Below are 19,499 nucleotides of genomic sequence, written 5' to 3'. Positions count from 1 at the left end.
GCGCTCGCGGAATCGTCAACGGGGCGTCATTCTCCCACGACTCCCATGCGCAGCGCGCGCCAGCCGACGCGCAGCCAGTCGCCGGCGCCGAGAACCGGCCGCTGCCGGAAAACGTCGCCGCGTACCCGGCCGATCCGCTCGAGGATGCGCAGGCCGCCCTGGACGGTCAGGCGGATCTCCCAGCCGAGCCGTCCGGGCAGTTCATCGACCAGTGCCGCGCCCTCGTCGATCAGTTGCCGCGTGCGCTCGATCTCGTAGTCGAGCAACGCCGTCCATTCCGGGGTGCAGGTCCCGGCGGCGATCAGCTCCTCGCCGACAGCGAAACGGGCGAGGTCGCTCTGTGGCAGATAGACGCGCCCCTTGCTCCAGTCGATGGCGATGTCCTGCCAGAAATTGATCAGTTGCAGCGCGGAGCAGATGCAGTCCGAGCGGCGCTGGTTCGCTTCGCTGACCCGGTCGAAGAGATGCAGGACGAGCCGGCCGACCGGGTTCGCCGATCGGCGGCAGTAGTCGAGCAGTTCGGCCCAGTCCGCGTAGCGCTTGCGGACGACGTCCTGGGCAAAGGCGTCGAGCAGCTCCTCGAAGAGGCCAACCGGCAGCTGCCATTGCCGGATGACCGCGGCCAGTTCGGCGAACTCCGCGCGCTCCGGCTCGAGTCCCCGGCCGATGCGCGCGAGTTCTCCGGCGAAGCTGGTCAGCGCGGCGAGCCGCTCGGCGTCGCTCGCCTCGCCCTCGTCGGCGATGTCGTCGGCAGCGCGCGCGAAGCGGTAGATCGCCTCGATCGGCCGGCGCAGGCGGCGCGGCACGAGCAGCGAGGCGACGGGGAAGTTCTCGTAATGGTCGACGGGCATCAGGGTCGGCGGAGCGGCTGGCCGGCGGGCGCGGGCGCGGGCCGCCGGCAGTCGGCGAACCAATCCGCGGCGCGGCGCGCGAGGCCGACAGTATAGGGTGCTTGAACCCGGAACGAGGCAGCGACCCTCGATGCCGGCGCCGGCTTCCTCCCCGCCTGCGCAGAAGAGCGCCAGCCCTGCCCCGGTGGGGCCCGGGCGGCCGGACCTGGCCCGCTCAGGGGTCGACTCGCTCCGCCGCGCGGCGCGGATACTCCGGCGCAGTCAATGCCGAGCTGCCCTGGTGTTCACGCGACGGCCAAGGCGACCGCGAGGCTGCCGTCGCGCGGCAACTGCGCCTGGACTGCGCACCTGCCGGCTTCTGCTGACTGGGGCCATTCCGGGCGCGCCGGCGCGGGTGCGCGCGTGCGCACCGGAGCTGACAGCCTGTGGGCGTCACGGTTAGAATGACGGACGCCGCGACCGGCGAACGACCGCTCATCTGCCCGTCGGTTCGGGCGCCGCACGTGCGCCGTTCGGCAATGCCCAGGTGGCGAAATTGGTAGACGCAGCAGGTTTAGGTCCTGCCGCCGAAAGGTGTGGGGGTTCGATTCCCTTCCTGGGCACCAACAAACAGTCCAAAGCAGTCCGTGGAAGTCCATAAAGGCCAGTGAATTCAGACATCCTGGCCTTTCTTGCGTCTACCACAGTCCGCAGACGTTCCGCCGACGTCCGTTGCCAGCGAGGGGCACCTGGGGGGATTGAGGTTCCCCCGGAATTTCGTCTTCCAAGGGTGACGCAAGAGGACGTTACTTTTGGAAGGCAGAAAGATGAAGATGGCGAAGCAGGCATACACGGGGGAGTTCAAGCAACTCGCAACACGGCCTGCCGGTGGCGGAGAATCTGCTGGATCGCAACTTCATGCCGTCGGCACCGAACCGGGCGTGAACCTCGGACATCACGGATCTGTGGACAGACGAAGGTGGGCCCTACCTGGCGATCGTCCTCGACTGGTTCGACCGCGAGGTCGTGGGCTGGTCCCTGAAGCCGCAAGACGAAAAACCGAGGGAAGCTCAGCTGAACGAGTTGCCGTTGGCAGACTGGCCAAGTGCTTTCCCGACCGAGCTCGAACAACCGACCGGATAGATCGTGGCTTCGCACGATCTATCCTTGTTCGTCAGGCCGCTCAGGCTCGCCGGGTCAGCGAGTCAATCGCGTCGCGACATCACATTTGCAATTCAAGATCGCCGGGTTGCCAGGTCTGGTTGAACCACGGCTCCAGCGGACCGTAGAGCCGCAGGATCACGTTGTAGCCCTTGCCCGGCATCGTCTGCACCCAGTTCGACTCGCTTCCGGCCGGCGCCTTGGGTCCGAACCAGACGGTCGCGCCGCCGTCGGCATTCTTCTTCAGCCCGGGCAGGTTGCTGTCCAGGCCGGCCGTTTTCTCGTCGGTGGGCAGCAGCGAGCGCGTCTGGTTGTCGTAGACCGTGAAGGCCCAGAAGTTCTTCGCGGGAATCGGCCCGGGCAAGGTCACCTTGTAGGTGTATCCACCGTCGAGGTAGTTGCCCTTCGCATCGCGGAAGGTGAGCGCATAGGCAGACCCGGTGCCCGGCTTGGCTTCGCTCATCGCCGGCGTGATGCCCGTGGCGTAGTAGAAGAACATCGCTTCCGCGTCCAGAAGCCGCTCGGCGCCCGACAGGAACTGGTAGCTGCCTCCCACGAAAGCCGTCAACCATTGGCGGTCCTTGAAGATCCTGGTGTGCGGATCGCGCGCCGCGAAGACATTCGAGCGGGCGTAGGCATTGCCCACCGCGACCGCGTCGGTCAAGGTCTTCTTCAGCCGCGCGTCCGGCGCGAACGGTTGCCCCTTGCGGATGCCGATCGAGGCGTACAGGCCCACGAGGTCCGGATCCACCCAGTCGGCAGGTTCGTTCTGCACCACGGCATTCAGTTCGTCGTAGAAACTGAAGTCGTTGGCGCTGATGGTGTTGAACTTCATCCCCGAGAGGTTGACGAAACTCGTCGCAGGCGGCTTGGCCGCCTGCGACAGCGGGAATACCGCAGCCTTCGCCTTGACGCCGGCGGTCGCCGCGGCGAGATCGCCGTTCTCGACGAACACGCGATAGAAGATGAGCAGCCGGTTGGTGCGCGGCTTGGCGACGTTGAAGCCCTGCGCGGGAATGGTTCCCTTGTAGCCGGGGGGCACGAAGAGATAGTCCCCGCCCGCGCCCTTGTCGCGCCCGGTCAGTCCCACGTCGTTCACCCAGCGGAAGTCGGCGTCGTCCACGGTTCCGAGCGCGCGCGGCGGCACGCGTACGACCATCGGCCCATCATTCAGATTGACGCACATCAGGACATAGACGGTAGTGGTGTTGGCCGTCAGGAACAGCGAGCGGGCGTCCATCAGTTGTTCGGTGATGCCGATGCCGCCGTTGGGTTTGACTCCTGCTTCTTCCAGGCCGCGACACACGGCATACACCGAGGTCGCCGACATGCCCTTGACGAAGGCGTCGATGCCGCGCGCGAAGTCGATCTGGTCGTAGGCGAGCTTGACCGTCGCCGGATCGGGCGCGCCGTCCTTGAAGCGCAGCGTTCCGATGCGTGTCTCGACCGTATCGGGCGTCGTGATCCTGGCGGGCACGTCGGGCGAGTACTTCGGGCGAGCAGCGGGCGCACTACTCGGCGTTTGCGCGTCACTGGCAGCTGACGTGATGGCGATCGCCGCAGCGAAGGTGACGCCGAGCATACGTCTCTGATGGGGTTTCATGCTTCGTTCCGTTCCCTCTGTTTGGTTCGTTCATCGAAGTTTCTTCTGATGGGTGCGGCAAAAAGAATGGCGTTCATCTGCCGCGGCGACGACGCGCGGTTCAGGCGCTGGCGCCTCCGCGGCGCATGAACGCGGTTGGACTGGAGCGCCTCGACGGCGGTGCTTGTAGGGATTGTATGCGTCCCGCGGGTTGGGTCAAGCATGGGCGGCGCGCCAAGCGTTACCGTGTAACGACCAAGTCATGCTCAGAGGTTGCACACAAACTTGGTGCGCGGCCAATCTGCGGTCTTGACGACCTCTCGCTCGATTCGCCCCCGCTGGTGGTACGCCCGTACTCGCCGTTCCGTCGACCCATCGGCGAGGCGCGTCAAGGCCACTCACCGTCGCCGCCGCCGCATCGAGCAGCGTCGCGAGACGCCGACGGTGGATGACGGCGAGTAAGGGCGCCAGACGACAGCATGGAATCGTGATCGCCTGCACGGCGGCGGTCCTCCGAAGGTCTCGTCGCCCGCAGTGGCCCACGCTCTCCGTGCCTGCTCGATCCTGCGTCGAGAATAGCCAAGAAGTGCCTGATTCATAACAATATAAACTTCGAATGCCTCCGCGTCGGCGGCGATCTTTCCCCCTCGTCGCTCGCTGAACGATGAGCGACGTTCGACCGACGCGGCGTGCCCCTTGTATTGAGAACGGTTCTCATGTAGGATGTCGCCAACTCGGGTCGTGGTGGCGCCAGGCGTGGCGCAGCCGGCCTGGAAGGCTTTGCCGATTCCCCATTGACCACAGCGCGCCCGGGCAGCCGACGCTCCGCGGGCGATGTTTCCTGAAAGGGCTGCCGGATGCCGGCGAACGATTCGATCACCTTGTTCGACCTGCCGACCGGAGAGCGGGCGACGGTGCTGACGATCACCGGGATCGCTCCGGACAGCGACGACGATCACGGCCTCGCGTTGCGCCTGTTCGAGATCGGCTTCGTCGAGGGCGAGCCGGTGCGCGTCGTCGCCCGCGGTTTTCCGGGTGGCGAGCCGGTCGCGGTGCGCGTCGGCGGGACGATGTTCGCGCTGCGCCGCTTCGAGGCCGAACGCGTGCTGGTCAGCAGAACGCGCGCCGGTGAGGCCGGCCGATGAGCGCCGCTGCTTCGGTGCTGCGCCTTGCGCTCGTCGGCAATCCGAACTGCGGCAAGACGGCGCTGTTCAACCTGTTGACTGGCAGCCGCCAGAAGGTTGCCAACTATCCCGGGGTCACCGTCGACCGCAAGGAGGGCGAGCTGACCACCCCCGGCGGAAGGACTTTCCAGATCCTCGACCTGCCGGGTGCCTACAGCCTCAACGCGGTCAGCGTCGACGAGGAGATCACCCGCGATGTGGTGCTCGGCAGCCTCGGCGGCGAGCGCCGTCCCGACGTGATCGTCTGCGTCAGCGACGCGACGAACCTCAAGCTCAACCTGCGCCTCGTGCTCGAGGTCAGGCGCCTCGGCCTGCCGATGCTGCTCGCGCTGAACATGAGCGACCTGGCCAGCGAACGCGGCATCAGCATCGACCGGCAGGCGCTCGAACGCGAACTCGGCCTGCCGGTGATCCCGACAGTCGCCGTCCGGCGCGGCGGCGCCGATCAGCTGATCGCGCAGATCGACGCGCTGCCGGCGCCTGCGCCTGCGGCGCCAGCCGTCTGGCTGCCGCCGGACGTCGCCGACGTCCGGGCGACGCAGGCCGAGGTGCGGCGGATCTTCGCCGCGAGCGTGCGCCAGCCGGCGGTCGACACGCGGCGCGACGAGCTGATCGACCGGCTCGTGCTCCACCCGTTGTGGGGGACGGTGATCCTTGCGGCGACCTTGTTCCTGATGTTCCAGGCGGTGTTCAGTTGGGCGACGCTGCCGATGGAACTGATCAAGGACGGCGTCGCGGCGGCCGGCGAGTCGCTCGCCGCGAACCTGCCCGAGAGCATGCTGCGCAGCCTCCTGGTCGACGGCGTCGTCGCTGGCGTCGGCAGCGTGCTCGTCTTCCTGCCGCAGATCCTGATCCTCTTTCTGTTCATCCTGGCGCTCGAAGACTCGGGCTACCTGCCGCGCGCGGCTTTCCTGCTCGACCGGCTGATGGGCACCGTCGGGCTCTCGGGTCGCTCGTTCATCCCGCTGCTCTCGAGCTTCGCCTGTGCGATCCCGGGAATCATGGCCGCGCGGACGATCAGCAACTGGCGCGACCGGCTGACGACGATCCTGATCGCTCCGCTGATGACCTGCTCGGCGCGCCTGCCAGTCTATGCGTTGATCATCGGCGCGTTCATCCCGCAGCGGACGGTCGGTGGTGTCTTCAACCTGCAGGGGCTGGTTCTCTTCGTCCTCTACCTGTCGGGGATCGCCGGCGCGTTCACGGTCGCCGCGGTGCTCAAGGTCGGCGCCGGGCGTGGGCTGCGCAACCCGCTGCTGCTCGAGCTGCCGGCGTACCGCTGGCCGAACCTGCGCACGCTGCTGCTCGGTCTGCTCGAGCGGGCGCGAATCTTCATCGCCAGGGTCGGCAACATCATCCTCGCGCTGATGGTCCTGCTCTGGTTCCTCTCCTCGTTTCCCGGCGCGCCCGACGGCGCAACGCAGCCGGCGATCTACTACAGCTACGCGGGGATGCTCGGCAGGGCGCTCGAGGTCGTGCTCGCGCCGGTCGGCTTCAACTGGGAGATCTCGATCGCGCTGGTTCCCGGACTCGCCGCGCGCGAGGTCGCCGTCGGCGCGCTCGGCACCGTCTATGCACTGTCGGCGACCGGCGACGACCTGGCGACCGAGCTCGCGCCGATGCTCGCTGCCGGCTGGTCGCTGCCGACGGCTTTCGCGCTGCTCGCCTGGTACGTGTTCGCTCCGCAGTGCCTGTCTACGCTGGCCGTCGTCCGGCGCGAGACCAACTCGTGGCGTTACCCGCTGCTCATGGCCGCCTACCTTTTCGTGCTCGCCTACCTGGCGGCGCTGCTCACCTACCGCGTCGCGCTGATCCTGACCGGCGGCGATGGCTGAAGATCTGGTGGTCTACGCGGCGGTCGTCTGGGCCGCCGGCTACATGCTCTGGCGAATCGCCCCGCGCGCCGCGCGGCTGGCGCTGATCGGCCGCTGGTGGCGGCGCGGCATCGCCGCAGCCGCGGGCGGCCCCGGAGACCGTCAGCGGCAATCGGCCTGCGCCGGTTGCCGTGGCTGCGCGACGAACTCCGGGCAGGCGAGCGGGGCGACGATCCGCTGGTCAGCGAGACCCGGACGGGACGATCGACGCTGAGTCGTCGCCCGCTCACCGGCCAGCCTGCGCGGTGCGCGGGCGGTCTCTGCCGGACTCGCGAACGAGGTCCTGGTCTCGTCAGGTCACTTGCGGTCCTGTTCGGCTTCCTGATGATCGCGGCTTGCCTGCCGGCCGTCGCCGGAGCGCTCGCGCCAGGCGACTACCGTTTCGAGCTCGACGTCGGGGGAACGGCGCGCAGCTACGAGGTTCACGTCCCGCGTGGCGGGACGCTCCGGCCGTTGCCGGTGATGCTCAGTCTCCACGGCGGAGGAGGCAGCGCCCGGCAACATCGGCGAAGTACCGGGATGGATCTCGCCGCCGAACGCGACGGCTACATCGCCGTCTATCCCGATGGCAGCGGGCGCCTCGGTGATCGGCTGCTGACCTGGAACTCGGGAAACTGCTGCGGTTACGCGCAACTCGCCGGGATCGACGACGTCGGCTTCATCGCGCGGGTCATCGACGACCTCGGACAGCGGGCGTCGGTCGATCGGCGGCGGATCTACGTCGTCGGACATTCGAACGGCGGGATGATGGCGCACAGGCTCGGCGAGGCGTTGCCGGAGAAGATCGCCGCGATCGTCTCGGTGGCCGGTGCGCACGTTGCAGCGTCGGCGAGTGGCCACGCGATGCCCGTGCTGCACATCCACAGCGTCGACGATCCACGTGCGCTGTACGCCGGAGGGCTCGGTCCGCCGTTCCCGTTCACCAGCCGGCGCGTCGTGCACCCGTCGGTCGACCTCACGGTGGCGACCTGGGCGAGGCGGGATGGCTGCGATCCGGCGCCGGTCGACAAGGAATTCAGGGAGTCGGGCGGGCACACCGCACGCTTGCTGGTCTACCCGCACTGTCGCGATGGGGCCGAGGTCTGGCTCTGGAAGCTCAGCGGCGCGGGGCACGGCTGGCCCGGAACGGTGACCGGTCGCGAAGGGCTCGTCGGGCCGGCGACACGGGTCATCGACGCCAACACCGAGATCTGGCGTTTCGTCTCGCGCTTCAGCCTGCGCCCGTAGCCCGCGCCGCCCGGCCGCGCGCGCAGGCAGGCCAAACCCTCCGCTGGCCAGTCGACGACCGGTCAACAATTGACGATTGACAGCGCCGGGCGAAAGTTCCAATGTCGCTCCCGTCGGGAACGCGCTGCTCGACCCGCCGCCGCCCGGCGGCCGGCGAGCCCGATCAGCGAGCGGAGTCGAGCCGCCAACGGCGGAGAGCTGACCCACCGAGCACTGGAAAGGAGGAGCGAATGATCAGAATCATGGCCCGGATCACCGCGCGCAGCGGCTGCGAGGACGCGCTAGAACAGGTTCTCCGCGAGCTGGCGCTGGCGAGCCGTCAGGAGAGCGGCTGCCTCGGCTACGAGCTTTTCCGCAACGTCGACGATCCGCACGAATTCGTCACCGTCGAGCGGTGGATCGACCAGGCCGCGGCCGATGCGCACATGGCCACGCCGCACGTCGCGGCGGCGATCGAGCGCGCCGGCGAACTGCTCGCCGACGCGCCGCGGATTCACCGCTTCCGGCTCGTCGAAGGCTGAGCGTCGATGGCGCCGGCCACCACGACGAGCCACTGCAAGCAAGGCTCCCGATGATCAAAGGGCTGATGCAGGATCGACCGCTGCTCGTGTCGACGCTGATCGAACACGCTGCCCGCTGGCACGCGCAGGCGGAGATCGTCTCGCGGACCTGTGAGGGACCGATCCATCGCTGCACCTGGGGCGATATCGACCGGCGCGCGCGGCAGGCGGCCGAAGCGCTGACCGCGCTCGGTGTCCGGCCGGGCGATCGCGTCGCCACGCTCGCCTGGAACGGCTATCGCCACCTCGAGCTGTACTACGGCGTCTCGGGGATGGGCGCCGTCCTGCACACGGTCAACCCGCGACTGTTCCCGGAGCAGATCGAGTACATCATCAACCACGCGGGGGATCGGATTCTGTTCTTCGACCTGAGCTTCGTCCCGCTCGTCGAGAGGCTGGTCAGGGCGAAAACGCCACTCGAACGCTACGTGCTGCTGACCGACCGCGAACACCGGCCGCCATGCGACATCCCGGGGCTGATCTGCCATGAGGATCTGATCGGCGCCCAGCCGGGCGACTATCGCTGGCCGCAGTTCGACGAGAACACGGCGTCTTCGCTGTGCTACACATCGGGGACGACCGGCAATCCGAAGGGCGTGCTCTATTCGCACCGTTCGTCGGTGCTCCACTCGTGGGCCGTGTGCGCGGCCGACGGGCTCGCGGTCAGCGCCCACGAAACGGCACTGCTCGTCGTCCCGATGTTTCACGTCAACGCCTGGGGGATGCCTTACGCCGGGGCGATGAGCGGCGCGCGGCTGGTCCTGCCGGGGCCGGCGCTCGACGGGAGGAGCCTCTACGAGCTGATGCGCGACGAGCGGGTGACGCTCGCGCTGGGCGTGCCGACCGTCTGGCTGATGCTCCTGCAGCACGTCGACGGCGCCGGGCTGCGGCCAGCCGACGAGCTGTGTCTCACGCGCGTGGTGATCGGCGGCTCGTCGGCACCGCGGGCGATCAGCGAGCGTTTCGCCACGACCTTCGGCGCCTTCGTCGTCCATGCCTGGGGAATGACCGAGATGTCGCCGGTCGGCACGGTGTGCAACCTGCTGCCGAAACACGCCGGCTGCACCGCCGAAGAGCGGCTGACGATCCAGGAGAAGCAGGGAAGGCCGGTGTACGGCGTCGACCTGAAGATCGTCGACGACGACGGCGTGAGTCTGGCGCACGACGGAAAGGCCGCCGGCCATCTGCTCGTCCGCGGCCCGTGGATCACCGGCGGCTACTACCGCGAGGAAGCGGGCTGCGTCGACGAAGCGGGCTTCTTCGACACCGGTGACGTGGCGACGATCGATTCCGATGGCTACCTGCAGATCACCGACCGGGCGAAGGATGTGATCAAGTCGGGCGGCGAGTGGATCTCTTCGATCGCCCTCGAGAACGCGGCGATCGGCCACCCGGCAGTCGCCGAAGCGGCGGTGATCGCCGTCGAACACGAAAAGTGGCAGGAGCGGCCGCTGCTGATCGTCGTCTGCAGGCCGGGCAGCACGCTCGACCGCGAGACGATGCTCGCTTTTCTCAAGGGCAGGGTCGCCGACTGGTGGTTGCCCGACGACGTCGTCTTCGTCGATGAACTGCCGCACACGGCTACCGGCAAGCTGCACAAGCTGAGGCTGCGCCAGATGTTTCGCGACTACCGCCCGCCGCCCGGGTGATGATCATGGCTTTCAGGGCCGTCCGCGAATGGGTGCCCGCGATGACCGTTCCTCCGCCGCCGACCCCTCTCCCGGACGTTGGAGGGGGTCGGGGGGCGAGAGGGGGAATTCGCGGAGCATGCTCCGCGCCCATCGAGCGATTCCGGCATCCAAGCCGGAATGCGCCCTGCAAGGGAGGGAAACGGTCATGATTTTCATGATCGGGGGTGTCTCAAGAGTCATGACCGTTTGCCGCAGGCTTGTCGATTCCCCCGTGAGCCAGCCACACGGGTATATGGCGTCGCGCGTGAGTCTCCAAAGCCACGCGACGCACCAGCCGGCGCCGGACAGCGTCACCGTCGCCGATGCGCAGCGGATGTTCAGCGAAACCCGCGTGCTCATCTACCATGGATTCTCCTTCACCCTCCACAGCTTCCGCCTGCACGTGGGGAAGGGCTCCGCCTTCAGGCGCTCTGCGATGTCGATGGCGTTGGTCAGCGTGCCCGCGTCCGGGACGTCGAAGGCAACGAGGATCGCCTGATCCCCTCCCTCGGTGTCGGGCTGGCTGTCGAACGGACAGGATCTCGGACGACCGGTCGAGACGAAGGAGTCACTCGGATGGTCGGGGCGTTCGTTGAAGCAGTGGACAACCGGCACTTCCTGGGGCAGAAGATCGCGGCTTGCACGGCGCTCGCCGGTGCCGCGCGTCTCGGCCTGCTCGCGACGATTTCTTCACAATCTCTCAGCGCAGCGCAAAAGCTTCCTGATGGAAGCGCAGCCGACCGCGCCAGGCCCGGGCGAGACCGGCGCGCAGCGCATCGGCGAGACCCTGCGGACCACAGAACCAGACCTCGGCCGAGCGCGCTGTCGGCTCGCTCGCGGCGAGTTCGCCGGCGGTGAGCGTCTGCCCGGCGCGCGCGTCGTGGATGCTCAGCCGGATCTGCGGAAGCGCCGCGCAGAGCGATTGCAGTCGGTCGACGAAGGGGTCGGCGTCGCCGTCGCGCGTGCAGTAGTGCAGGTCGGCGGCCGGAGCTTCTGCGGGGCGGTCGGTGAGCGACTCGAGCCAGGCCAGGAAGGGCGTCACGCCGATGCCGCCGGCGATCCAGATCTGACGCGCACCCGGCTTGCGGCGGCGCAGCTCGAAGCGGCCGTACGGTCCTTCGACGCTGACCGGCTGCCCGGCGGCCAGCCGCTCGCCGAGACGTCTCGTGAAATCGCCGAGCGCCTTGATCTCGAAGCGCACCTGGCGGTTCCCGTGGTCGGCGCTGGCGATCGTGAACGGGTGCTGGCCGTCGCCGTGGGCGAAGCGGACGAAGGCGAACTGGCCGGGCCGGTGTCCCGGCCAGCGCTCGTCGAGCTGACACGACACGCCGACGACCTCGGGCGAAATCCGGCTGACCGAGACGATCTTTCCGGTGACCTGGAGCGAGCGGCCGATTCGCCCGGCGAGCGAAAGCACGCTGCCGTAGACTCCTGCGGCGATCAGCGCGGCGAGCACGACGCCGGCCGGCTGCGTCCAGTAGGCCGGGGGCGCGAGCATCACCGCGTGCAGCGCGAGGGCCAGGTAGAGCAGCGGCATTACCCGGTGCAGGACGCGCCAGATCGCGTAGGGAAAGCGTCTCCAGAGAGTGATCAGCAGCATCGCCAGCAGGACCCAGATCGCCCATTCGCCGAGGTCCTTGGCCAGGTGACGCAGCGCTTCGAGGAAGCCGCCGAGCGTCTCCTTCGGGATACGGCCGGAGCGGCCGATCAGCGCCTTGATCAGGTCGCCGGACATCTCGACGAGCCAGTGCGTGAGTGCGAAGACGCCGGCGAGGATGCCGGCCCACCTGTGCGTCCGGTAGACCCGGTCGAGGCCGCCGAGCGGTCCTTCAAGCCACGCCGGGCGCGTCGACAGGAACATCGCCAGCGACATCAGTGCGATCGACAGCAGGCCGGTCAGGTAGAGCGCCTCCTGGCGGATGACCCAGAGCGTAGCGCCGGGAGGCGTTCCGACGACGAGAACGTCCCATCCCCAGGCCAGCGAGACGAGCGCGGCGGTCAGAGCGAGAACGGTTTTCATGATTTCAGGCCTGGTTGACCCGGACGGTCCGGGGTTGCTGACGAAAATCTCTGCATGGCGGTCATTCGTCGAAATAGCCGCGCTGCGCATCGACGTGGCAGGCGGGGCAGTTGGCCCGCGTGCGCACGTCCTTGTGGCGCCAGTCGCGATCGGGAACCTTGCGGTGTTCGCGGATCCAGCGCGGCAACTCGGTGATCCGCAGCGGGGCTTCTCCGGGAGCGAGGCCGCGGAGCATCTTCTCGCCGTAACGGCGCCCGCCGCTGTCGGCCGCGTTGGCCGTCAGATAGTCGGTGATCCGCGCCGCCGTCGGCGCATCGACGCTGGCGTCGTCGCCGAAGTGGTTCCTGAGGTCGCCGATCAGCCGTCTCCACGACGCCGCCGGGAGCATCGACGGGGGATAGGCGAGGTGGCAGCTTCCGCACTCCTCGTTGACCAGCGGGTCGCCGACCGGCGGGAAGTAATGGCCTCCGCCGGCCAGCGCGCGTTGCAGGAGGAGGATCGAGAAGCCCGCGGCGAGCAGGCCGAGAACGATCGGTCGATAAGCGATACGCATGTCCGTCTCCGGGTTTCCGTGGCTTGCCGGCTTACTGGCTGAACATGAAACTCAGCCAGTCGCCCTTCTCCTGGGCACTGCACTCGCGGCCGAGTACCTCCTGGCAGTTGCGCCGGAACCACTTGTCGACCTTGGCCGGGTCCGAGTAGCGGGCCGCGCTGATCGACACGGCCATCGGCTCGATGCGCTTGCCGGTCGGAGTCCGGCCTGCGGCACGCGGGTCGTTCGAATGACAGCTCGCGCACGCCGGCGTCTCCGCCTTCCCGCCGGCGAACGCCCGGCGGTGGAACGAGTCGCCACGGCTCGCCGAGAATCCGATGAAGCTCGGGTCCACCTTCTTCGCCGCGCTGCTGTAGCCGGCGAGCAGATCGTCACGCGGCCCGGCAAGCGCGGCAAGCGGCCAGGCGAGCAACCCGGCCGCCAGACCGGCCGCCAGTCTCGCGGCCAGAGGGTGACTTGCTTGCGGCGCCGTTCTTGCCCCCGCGATCTCTTCGTGCAGCGCACCTTTCATCGTCGTTCTCCACTCGTTCCGTCCAGTGGCGTGACTTTGACCGAATCTCCCTGAACGATCGCTGAAGCCTCCGTTCATCCTCCGTTCACCGCCGGCAGAGTATGCTCACCACCCGGACCCTAGCCCGAATTCACGATGGCCCCGCCTTCCCGATCCCCGTCCGGCTCGCCGCCGGGTCGCCGCCACCCGGCCCGCCCGGCCCGCTGGCTGATCGCCGCCGTGCTCTCGGGCTGCGCGGTCGTCGTCTTCGCCGGCGAGGGCGACCACGACCGGGCGCGGCAGGCGCTCGAGGCTGGCGAGGTGCTGCCGCTGCGCACAATCCTCGAACGCGTCGAGCGCGACTACCCCGGCCCGGTGATCGAAGTCGAGCTCGATCGCCAGCACGGCCTCTGGGTCTATGAAATCAGGAAGCTGCTCGCCGGCGGATCGCTGGTCAAGCTGAAGGTCGATGCCCGCGACGGCCGGGTGCTGCGCTCGCGCACCCGCGACGGCGAAGGATCGCCGCGCAGCGGTCGCCGCGAAGGAGACGAACACTGATGCGCGTGCTCGTCGTCGAGGACGATGGCGTGCTCCGCGGGCAGCTCGTGTCGACGCTCGAAGCAGCCGGCTACGCGGTCGATTCCGCGGACAACGGGATCGACGCGCAGCACCTCGGAACGACCGGCAGCTACGATGCGGTGCTGCTCGACCTCGGCCTGCCCAGGCTCGACGGCCTGTCGGTGCTGCGCAACTGGCGCGCTGTCGGACGAACCATGCCGGTGCTGATCCTCACTGCCCGCGACAGTTGGCACGAGAAAGTTGCCGGAATCGACGCCGGTGCCGACGACTACCTGGCCAAGCCGTTCCACGTCGAGGAACTGCTCGCCCGCCTGCGTGCGCTGATCCGGCGAGCCGGTGGGCACGCCAGCGCCGAACTCGTCTGCGGTCCGCTGTGCCTCGACACGCGCAACGGCCGGGCGAGCGTCGCTGGCCAGGTGCTCGCGCTGACCAGCCACGAGTACCGCGTGCTGGCCTATCTGATGCACCACCAGGGCGAGGTGGTGTCGCGCAGCGATCTCGTCGAGCACATCTATGCGCAGGATTTCGACCGCGACTCCAATACCATCGAGGTGTTCATCGCGCGCCTGCGCAAGAAGCTGCCGCCGGGTCTGATCGAGACGATCCGCGGGCTCGGCTATCGGCTCGGAGCGCCGCGGTGACGGCGATGCCGGCGCGCGGGTCGCTGCGCCTCCGGTTGCTCGCCGGGACGCTGTTCGGCGTCGCGGCGTTGATCGTCGTCGCCGGCTGGGGTCTCGACAACCTGTTTCGCGAGCACGTCGCCCGGCAGTTCCGCGCCGAGCTGGCCACGCATCTCGACCAGCTGACCGCTCACCTCGTGGTCGACGAAGGGGGTCGGCCGAAGCTCTCGGCAGCGCTCAGCGACCCCCGCTTCAGTCGGCCGGATTCCGGGCTGTACTGGCAGATCGACCCGGCTGACGAGACGGGCGCCGGCGGAGCGCTGCGCTCGCGCTCGCTGTGGGACGACGTGCTCGGCGTTCCGGCAGACGTTGCCGCCGACGGCACGGTGCACGAGCATCGCCTGGACGGCCCCGGCGGCATCCCGCTCTGTGCGCTCGAGCGTCGCGTGCATTTCGAAGACACCCCGGATTCGCCCGGCGGCCATTTCCGCCTGATCGTGGCTGCCGACGAGCGGCTGATGGCCGAGCCGGTGGCCCGCTTTCGCGGGGCGTTGTGGATCGCACTCGGCCTGCTCAGCGCGGGTCTCGGCCTCGCCGCACTGATCCAGGTGATCGTCGGGCTGGCGCCGCTGCGCCAGCTGCGCATCGCCCTGGCGCGCGTGCATGAAGGATCGGCGCAGCGCCTCGAGGGGGAGTTCCCGGCTGAAGTCATGCCGCTGATCGACGACTTCAACAGCGTCCTGGCGCGCAACGCCGAGGTCGTCGAGCGCGCGCGGACGCAGGCCGGCAATCTCGCGCATGCGCTGAAGACCCCGCTGAGCGTGCTGGCCAACGCCAGTGCCGGCCGCGAGGACGAACTCGCTGCCTTGGTCCGCGCGCAGGTCGCCGCCGCGCAGCGCCACGTCCAGTCGCATCTGGCCCGGGCCAAGGCCGCCGCAGCGGCCAGCCTGCCCGGAGCACGGACCGCGCTGCGGCCGGTCGTCGACGGGCTGTTGCGCACGATGCACCGGCTGCACGCAGCGCGCTCGCTCGATCTCGTCGCCGGGCCGATCGGCGACTCGCTGGTCTTCCGCGGCGAGGAGCAGGACCTCCAGGAAATGCTCGGCAATCTGCTCGACAACGCGTGCAAGTGGGCGCGCAGTCGGGTCGAGATCAGCGCCGGGATCGACAGCGGCGCGGGGGGTACCAGTCTGCTGATCACCATCGACGACGACGGCTGCGGAATCCCCGCCAGCCAGCGCGACGCCGTGCTGCGCCGCGGGGTTCGCGCCGACGAGCGGATTCCGGGCAGCGGTCTCGGTCTGTCGATCGCCGACGATCTGGCCCAGCTGTACGGCGGCCGGCTGCTGCTCGGCGATTCGCCTCTCGGCGGGCTGCGCGCCCGGCTGAGGCTGCCGGCGGCGTCGCCGGCCGGCGCGCTCGGCGGCAGCTGATCGCCGGTCCTGGGTGGAATCCCCGAGCGTCAGGCCGGTGGCCAACACAGAAAGTCTTCCGGGCGGTCGCGGGGTGCATCGAGGCAGTGGCCGTTCCCTCGTTCCCGAGCCCTCTGCCGGACACGGGAGCGCGGAGCGTGAGCCGCCGGGCGACTTTCACGCTAGAATGCACCGGGGACTTTCAGCTGAGGAGCATGCGCATGAACCGATACCTTCTCGCCCTCTGTCTGGCCGGTGCGAGTCTTGGCGTCCAGGCCGGCGGATTCCGCGTCGGGTCGCCCGAGATCAAGGCCAACGGCACGATCGGCAACCAGCAGGTGTTCAACGGTTTCGGCTGCTCCGGCGAGAACGTCTCGCCGGCGCTCGAGTGGAAGGATCCGCCGCCGGGGACGAAGAGCTTCGCGGTGCTCGTTCACGACCCCGACGCACCGACCGGCGGCAGCGGCTGGTGGCACTGGGTGGTGATCAACCTGCCGGCGGGCACGACCGGGCTCGCCCTTGGCGCCGGCAAGGCAGACGGCTCGGGGCTGCCGCCCGGCTCGACGCAGATCAGCACCGATTTCGGGAGCCCCGGGTGGGGCGGACCGTGTCCGCCGGTCGGCGACAAGGCGCATCGCTACAACATCACCGTCTACGCGCTGAAGGTCGACAAGCTCGATCTGCCGGTTGGCGCGACCGCGGCGCTGGCCGGGTTCATGGTCAACGCCAACAGCCTGGGCAAGGCGATGCTGACCGGCCGCTACGGGCGAAGCAGGTAGCGTGGCTGTCGCCCGTGGCGCTTCGCCGGCGCGCACCTCGCGCTATACTTCTTCGCTAGCCCGGTGCCGGCGACGGGCTGGTCAGGACGGATCGAGGAGATGACTTCGCGAGACCAGAGCTTCTGGATGTGGGCCGAGGCGCTCGAACTGCTGCAGGGCGCCGAGCGGCGGCGAGGCCGCTTTCTGACTCTCGAAGCGCTGCGGCCGGTGCCGTGCTGGGAGCCGTCGGTCGATCTCTACGAGGACGGCGAAGTGTTGCGCCTGCTCGTCGCGCTGCCGGGGGTCAGCGCCCGGCAGTGCGAGGTCGTTCTCGGCGAGGACGGCCTGATCGTGCGGGGTCGTCGCCCGATGCCAAAGGTGTCGCATCGCACGGCGATCCGTCGGCTCGAGATTCCCTATGGGCCATTCGAGCGGCGGATCGAGCTGCCGCCCGGGGACTACCGGCTGCGCGAGCAGTTTCTCGAGGATGGCTGTCTGGTTCTCGTCCTCCACCGGCTGTCGTGAGCGCAAAGACGATGCGCGGTGAGCGACCGGAAGGGCCACACGAGGGGCGGCCCGGCGGCGGTACGGTTCTGGCCATTCCCGACGACGCGCTGGTCATCGTGCCGATCCGCAACGTCGTGCTGTTTCCGGGGATGATCCTGCCGCTGACCATCGGCCGCGAGCAGTCGATCCTCGCCGCGCAGCAGGCGGTCAAGACCGAGCATCCGGTGGGCGTGCTGCTGCAACGCGACGCCGACGTCGAGGTGCCGGGTCCGGACGACCTCTGCCTCGTCGGTACGGTGGCCAACATCCTGCGCTACGTGACTCTCCCGGACAACACGCACGTCATCGTCTGCCAGGGTCTGCAGCGCTTTCGCGTCGTCGAGTACCTGACCGGTTATCCGTTCCCGGTCGCGCGGATCGGGCGCCTCGAAGAACCCGACGAGGCCGACAGCCAGGTCGAGGCGCGGATGATCCAGCTTCGCGAGCGGGCGCTCGAGGTGCTGCAGTTTCTGCCGCAGGTTTCGCAGGAACTGCTCGGCGCGGTCAAGACGATCACTCAGCCCGGGGCGCTCGCCGACCTCGTCGCCGGGGTTACCGAACTCAAGGTGGCCGATCGGCAGAGGGTTCTCGAGAGCATCGACCTTCGGCGCCGGCTGGACATCGTGCTCGACTGCCTGCAGGGCCGACTCGAAGTGCTCAAGCTGTCGCGCGAGCTCGACGAGCGGACCAAGGCGAGCATCGACCAGCGGCAGCGCGAATACCTGCTGCGCGAGCAGCTGAAGTCGATCCAGAAGGAACTGGGCGAGGGCGAATCGGCGACCAGTGTCGAGATCGAGGCGCTGAAGAAGGCGATCGCCGAAGCCGGAATGCCCGAGGAAGCCGAGACGCAGGCGACCAAGGAACTCAAGCGCCTCGAACGGATGCCCGACGGCTCGGCCGAGTATTCGATGGTCCGCGCGTATCTCGACTGGCTCGTCGAACTGCCGTGGAAGGAGCCCGAGCCCGACCGAATCGAAATCGCCGAAGCGAGAAGGATTCTCGACGCCGACCATTTCGGGCTCGACAAGGTCAAGAAGCGGATCATCGAGTTCCTCGCCGTGCGCAAACTGAACCCGAGCGGCCATGGGCCGATCCTCTGTTTCGTCGGACCGCCCGGAGTCGGCAAGACCTCGCTCGGCCAGTCGATCGCCCGGGCGCTCGGGCGCAAGTTCGTCCGCGCTTCGCTCGGTGGCTGTCACGACGAGGCGGAAATCCGCGGTCACCGGCGGACCTACATCGGCGCGTTGCCCGGCAACGTCATCCAGGCGATCCGCAAGGCCGGTTCGCGCGGCTGCGTGATGATGCTCGACGAAATCGACAAGCTTGGCGTCAGCTTTCAGGGCGACCCGTCGGCCGCGCTGCTCGAGGTGCTCGACCCGGAGCAGAACAACAGCTTCCGCGACAACTATCTCGGGCTGTCTTTCGATCTGTCGCGGATGCTGTTCATCACCACGGCCAACGTCCTCGACAACATCCCCGGGCCGCTGCGCGATCGCATGGAAATCATCCAGTTGCCCGGCTACACGCAGGAGGAGAAACACGAGATCGCTCGCCGCTACCTGATCGGCCGGCAGATCAAACAGAACGGCCTCAAGGAGGGGCAGATCGATTTCTTGGACGCCGCGCTCACGGCGATCATCCGCGACTACACGCGCGAGGCCGGAGTCCGCTCGCTCGAGCGCGAGATCGGCGCGGTCTGCCGGCGAGCGGCGGTGAACATCGCCGAGGGAAAGATCGAGTCGATGCACGTCGATCAGGGCGATCTGGCCGCGATCCTCGGTCCGATCCGCTACGAGAACGAGGTCGCGCTGCGCACCGGCCTGGCTGGCGTGGCCACAGGCCTGGCCTGGACGCCGGTCGGTGGCGACATCCTGTTCATCGAGGCGAGCCGGACCGCCGGCGACGGAAAGCTGATCCTCACCGGTCAGCTCGGCGACGTGATGAAGGAGTCGGCGCAGGCGGCGCTGACGCTGGTCAGGACGCGCGCCGCGGACCTCGGGCTCGATGCGGCGAGCTTCGAGCGGACGACCGTCCATGTGCATGTTCCGGCCGGCGCGATTCCCAAGGACGGTCCGAGCGCCGGCGTGGCGATGTTCATCGCCCTCGCCTCGCTGTTCGCCGACTGCCCGGTGCGCAGCGACACGGCGATGACCGGCGAGATCAGCCTGCGCGGACTCGTTCTCCCGGTCGGCGGGATCAAGGACAAGGTGCTCGCGGCGATGCGCGCGGGAATCCAGCGCGTCCTGCTGCCGGCGAGGAATCGCAGGGATCTCGATGAGGTGCCGCCGGAAGCCAGGGAGCGGCTCGAATTCATCTTTCTCGATACGGTCGACGACGCCGTCCGTCATGCCATGCGCGGATGGGCGCGGGGCCCGGGACCAGGCTCTCTCACCGCTGACGATGGCCCGGATCGGTTGACCGACTGAAGGAGCT

The 19,499-nt window shown here is 68.5% G+C and carries 18 protein-coding genes, 1 tRNA gene and 1 pseudogene; 15 read left to right on the top strand and 5 right to left on the bottom strand.

Annotated elements, in window-relative coordinates; translation table 11 throughout:
• Positions 1–26: 26 nt before the first annotated feature.
• Positions 27–851, bottom strand: a complete 825-nt coding sequence (gene hpnC, locus NFW05_RS09930; protein WP_295305783.1) for a squalene synthase HpnC — start codon at positions 849–851, stop codon at positions 27–29.
• 520 nt (positions 852–1,371) lie between these two features.
• On the opposite strand from hpnC, the gene NFW05_RS09925 reads away from it, so the two are divergent.
• Both NFW05_RS09925 and NFW05_RS09920 read left to right on the top strand, forming a co-directional pair.
• Positions 1,372–1,456: transfer RNA gene (locus tag NFW05_RS09925), tRNA-Leu, on the top strand.
• A gap of 235 nt (positions 1,457–1,691) precedes the next feature.
• A pseudogene (locus NFW05_RS09920) lies at positions 1,692–1,880 on the top strand (IS3 family transposase); the annotation flags it as partial.
• A 172-nt stretch (positions 1,881–2,052) separates the two neighbouring features.
• On the opposite strand, the gene NFW05_RS09915 reads toward NFW05_RS09920, so the two are convergent.
• Positions 2,053–3,594 carry a DUF1254 domain-containing protein gene (locus NFW05_RS09915; protein ID WP_295305780.1) on the bottom strand — a complete coding sequence of 514 codons (1,542 nt, stop codon included), beginning with the start codon at positions 3,592–3,594 and terminating at the stop codon, positions 2,053–2,055.
• Between the two features lie 836 nt (positions 3,595–4,430).
• On the opposite strand from NFW05_RS09915, the gene NFW05_RS09910 reads away from it, so the two are divergent.
• The 7 genes from NFW05_RS09910 (at position 4,431) to NFW05_RS09880 (ending at position 10,587) form a co-directional block, all read left to right on the top strand.
• Positions 4,431–4,718, top strand: a complete 288-nt coding sequence (locus NFW05_RS09910; RefSeq protein ID WP_295305777.1) for a FeoA family protein — start codon at positions 4,431–4,433, stop codon at positions 4,716–4,718.
• Positions 4,715–6,592: a ferrous iron transporter B gene (locus NFW05_RS09905; RefSeq protein WP_295305774.1), complete on the top strand. Its 1,878-nt coding sequence runs from the start codon at positions 4,715–4,717 to the stop codon at positions 6,590–6,592. The genes NFW05_RS09910 and NFW05_RS09905 overlap by 4 nt, the downstream gene beginning before the upstream one ends.
• Positions 6,585–6,845, top strand: coding sequence for a hypothetical protein (locus NFW05_RS09900; protein WP_295305771.1), 261 nt, complete (start codon positions 6,585–6,587; stop codon positions 6,843–6,845). Before NFW05_RS09905 ends, NFW05_RS09900 begins: the two co-directional genes overlap by 8 nt.
• 110 nt (positions 6,846–6,955) lie before the next feature.
• Positions 6,956–7,858, top strand: a complete 903-nt coding sequence (locus NFW05_RS09895) for an alpha/beta fold hydrolase (RefSeq protein WP_295305769.1) — start codon at positions 6,956–6,958, stop codon at positions 7,856–7,858.
• Between the two features lie 230 nt (positions 7,859–8,088).
• On the top strand, positions 8,089–8,379 hold the full coding sequence (locus NFW05_RS09890) for a putative quinol monooxygenase (RefSeq protein ID WP_295305766.1): 291 nt from the start codon (positions 8,089–8,091) through the stop codon (positions 8,377–8,379).
• Between the two features lie 50 nt (positions 8,380–8,429).
• Positions 8,430–10,067, top strand: a complete 1,638-nt coding sequence (locus tag NFW05_RS09885) for a 3-(methylthio)propionyl-CoA ligase (protein WP_295305763.1) — start codon at positions 8,430–8,432, stop codon at positions 10,065–10,067.
• A 286-nt stretch (positions 10,068–10,353) separates the two neighbouring features.
• Positions 10,354–10,587, top strand: coding sequence for a hypothetical protein (locus NFW05_RS09880; RefSeq protein WP_295305760.1), 234 nt, complete (start codon positions 10,354–10,356; stop codon positions 10,585–10,587).
• Positions 10,588–10,788: 201 nt separating this feature from the next.
• Here NFW05_RS09880 and NFW05_RS09875 read toward each other — a convergent pair whose 3' ends face one another.
• The 3 genes from NFW05_RS09875 to NFW05_RS09865 all read right to left on the bottom strand — a co-directional run bounded on the left by NFW05_RS09875 (position 10,789) and on the right by NFW05_RS09865 (position 13,172).
• Positions 10,789–12,108: a ferric reductase-like transmembrane domain-containing protein gene (locus NFW05_RS09875; RefSeq protein ID WP_295305758.1), complete on the bottom strand. Its 1,320-nt coding sequence runs from the start codon at positions 12,106–12,108 to the stop codon at positions 10,789–10,791.
• Between the two features lie 61 nt (positions 12,109–12,169).
• A complete protein-coding gene (locus NFW05_RS09870) occupies positions 12,170–12,661 on the bottom strand; it encodes a diheme cytochrome c (protein ID WP_295305754.1) in 492 nt (163 codons plus the stop codon).
• A 31-nt stretch (positions 12,662–12,692) separates the two neighbouring features.
• Entirely contained in the window at positions 12,693–13,172 is a 480-nt protein-coding gene (locus NFW05_RS09865) for a DUF1924 domain-containing protein (RefSeq protein WP_295305751.1), read from the bottom strand.
• A gap of 135 nt (positions 13,173–13,307) precedes the next feature.
• Here NFW05_RS09865 and NFW05_RS09860 point away from each other — a divergent pair, with 135 nt between their 5' ends.
• From NFW05_RS09860 to lon, 6 genes are all read left to right on the top strand, one after another.
• The gene (locus tag NFW05_RS09860; protein ID WP_295305749.1) at positions 13,308–13,709 is read left to right on the top strand and encodes a PepSY domain-containing protein; all 402 of its coding nucleotides are present in this window, start codon (positions 13,308–13,310) and stop codon (positions 13,707–13,709) included.
• Complete coding sequence (locus tag NFW05_RS09855) at positions 13,709–14,371, top strand: response regulator transcription factor (RefSeq protein WP_295305746.1); 663 nt, start codon at positions 13,709–13,711, stop codon at positions 14,369–14,371. The genes NFW05_RS09860 and NFW05_RS09855 overlap by 1 nt, the downstream gene beginning before the upstream one ends.
• 5 nt (positions 14,372–14,376) lie before the next feature.
• Positions 14,377–15,783 (top strand): sensor histidine kinase, encoded by a 1,407-nt coding sequence (locus NFW05_RS09850; RefSeq protein ID WP_295305997.1) that lies wholly within the window; start codon positions 14,377–14,379, stop codon positions 15,781–15,783.
• Positions 15,784–15,983: 200 nt separating this feature from the next.
• Positions 15,984–16,541 (top strand): YbhB/YbcL family Raf kinase inhibitor-like protein, encoded by a 558-nt coding sequence (locus NFW05_RS09845; protein ID WP_295305744.1) that lies wholly within the window; start codon positions 15,984–15,986, stop codon positions 16,539–16,541.
• A 99-nt stretch (positions 16,542–16,640) separates the two neighbouring features.
• On the top strand, positions 16,641–17,045 hold the full coding sequence (locus NFW05_RS09840; RefSeq protein ID WP_295305742.1) for an Hsp20/alpha crystallin family protein: 405 nt from the start codon (positions 16,641–16,643) through the stop codon (positions 17,043–17,045).
• Between the two features lie 11 nt (positions 17,046–17,056).
• On the top strand, positions 17,057–19,492 hold the full coding sequence (lon, locus tag NFW05_RS09835) for an endopeptidase La (RefSeq protein WP_295305739.1): 2,436 nt from the start codon (positions 17,057–17,059) through the stop codon (positions 19,490–19,492).
• Positions 19,493–19,499: the final 7 nt, after the last annotated feature.

The sequence above is a fragment of the Accumulibacter sp. genome, assembly GCF_023806625.1.
Classification (GTDB): domain Bacteria; phylum Pseudomonadota; class Gammaproteobacteria; order Burkholderiales; family Rhodocyclaceae; genus Accumulibacter.
The sequence above is the reverse complement of the archived record's forward strand: the minus strand, read 5'-3'. Positions and strand labels throughout refer to the sequence as shown.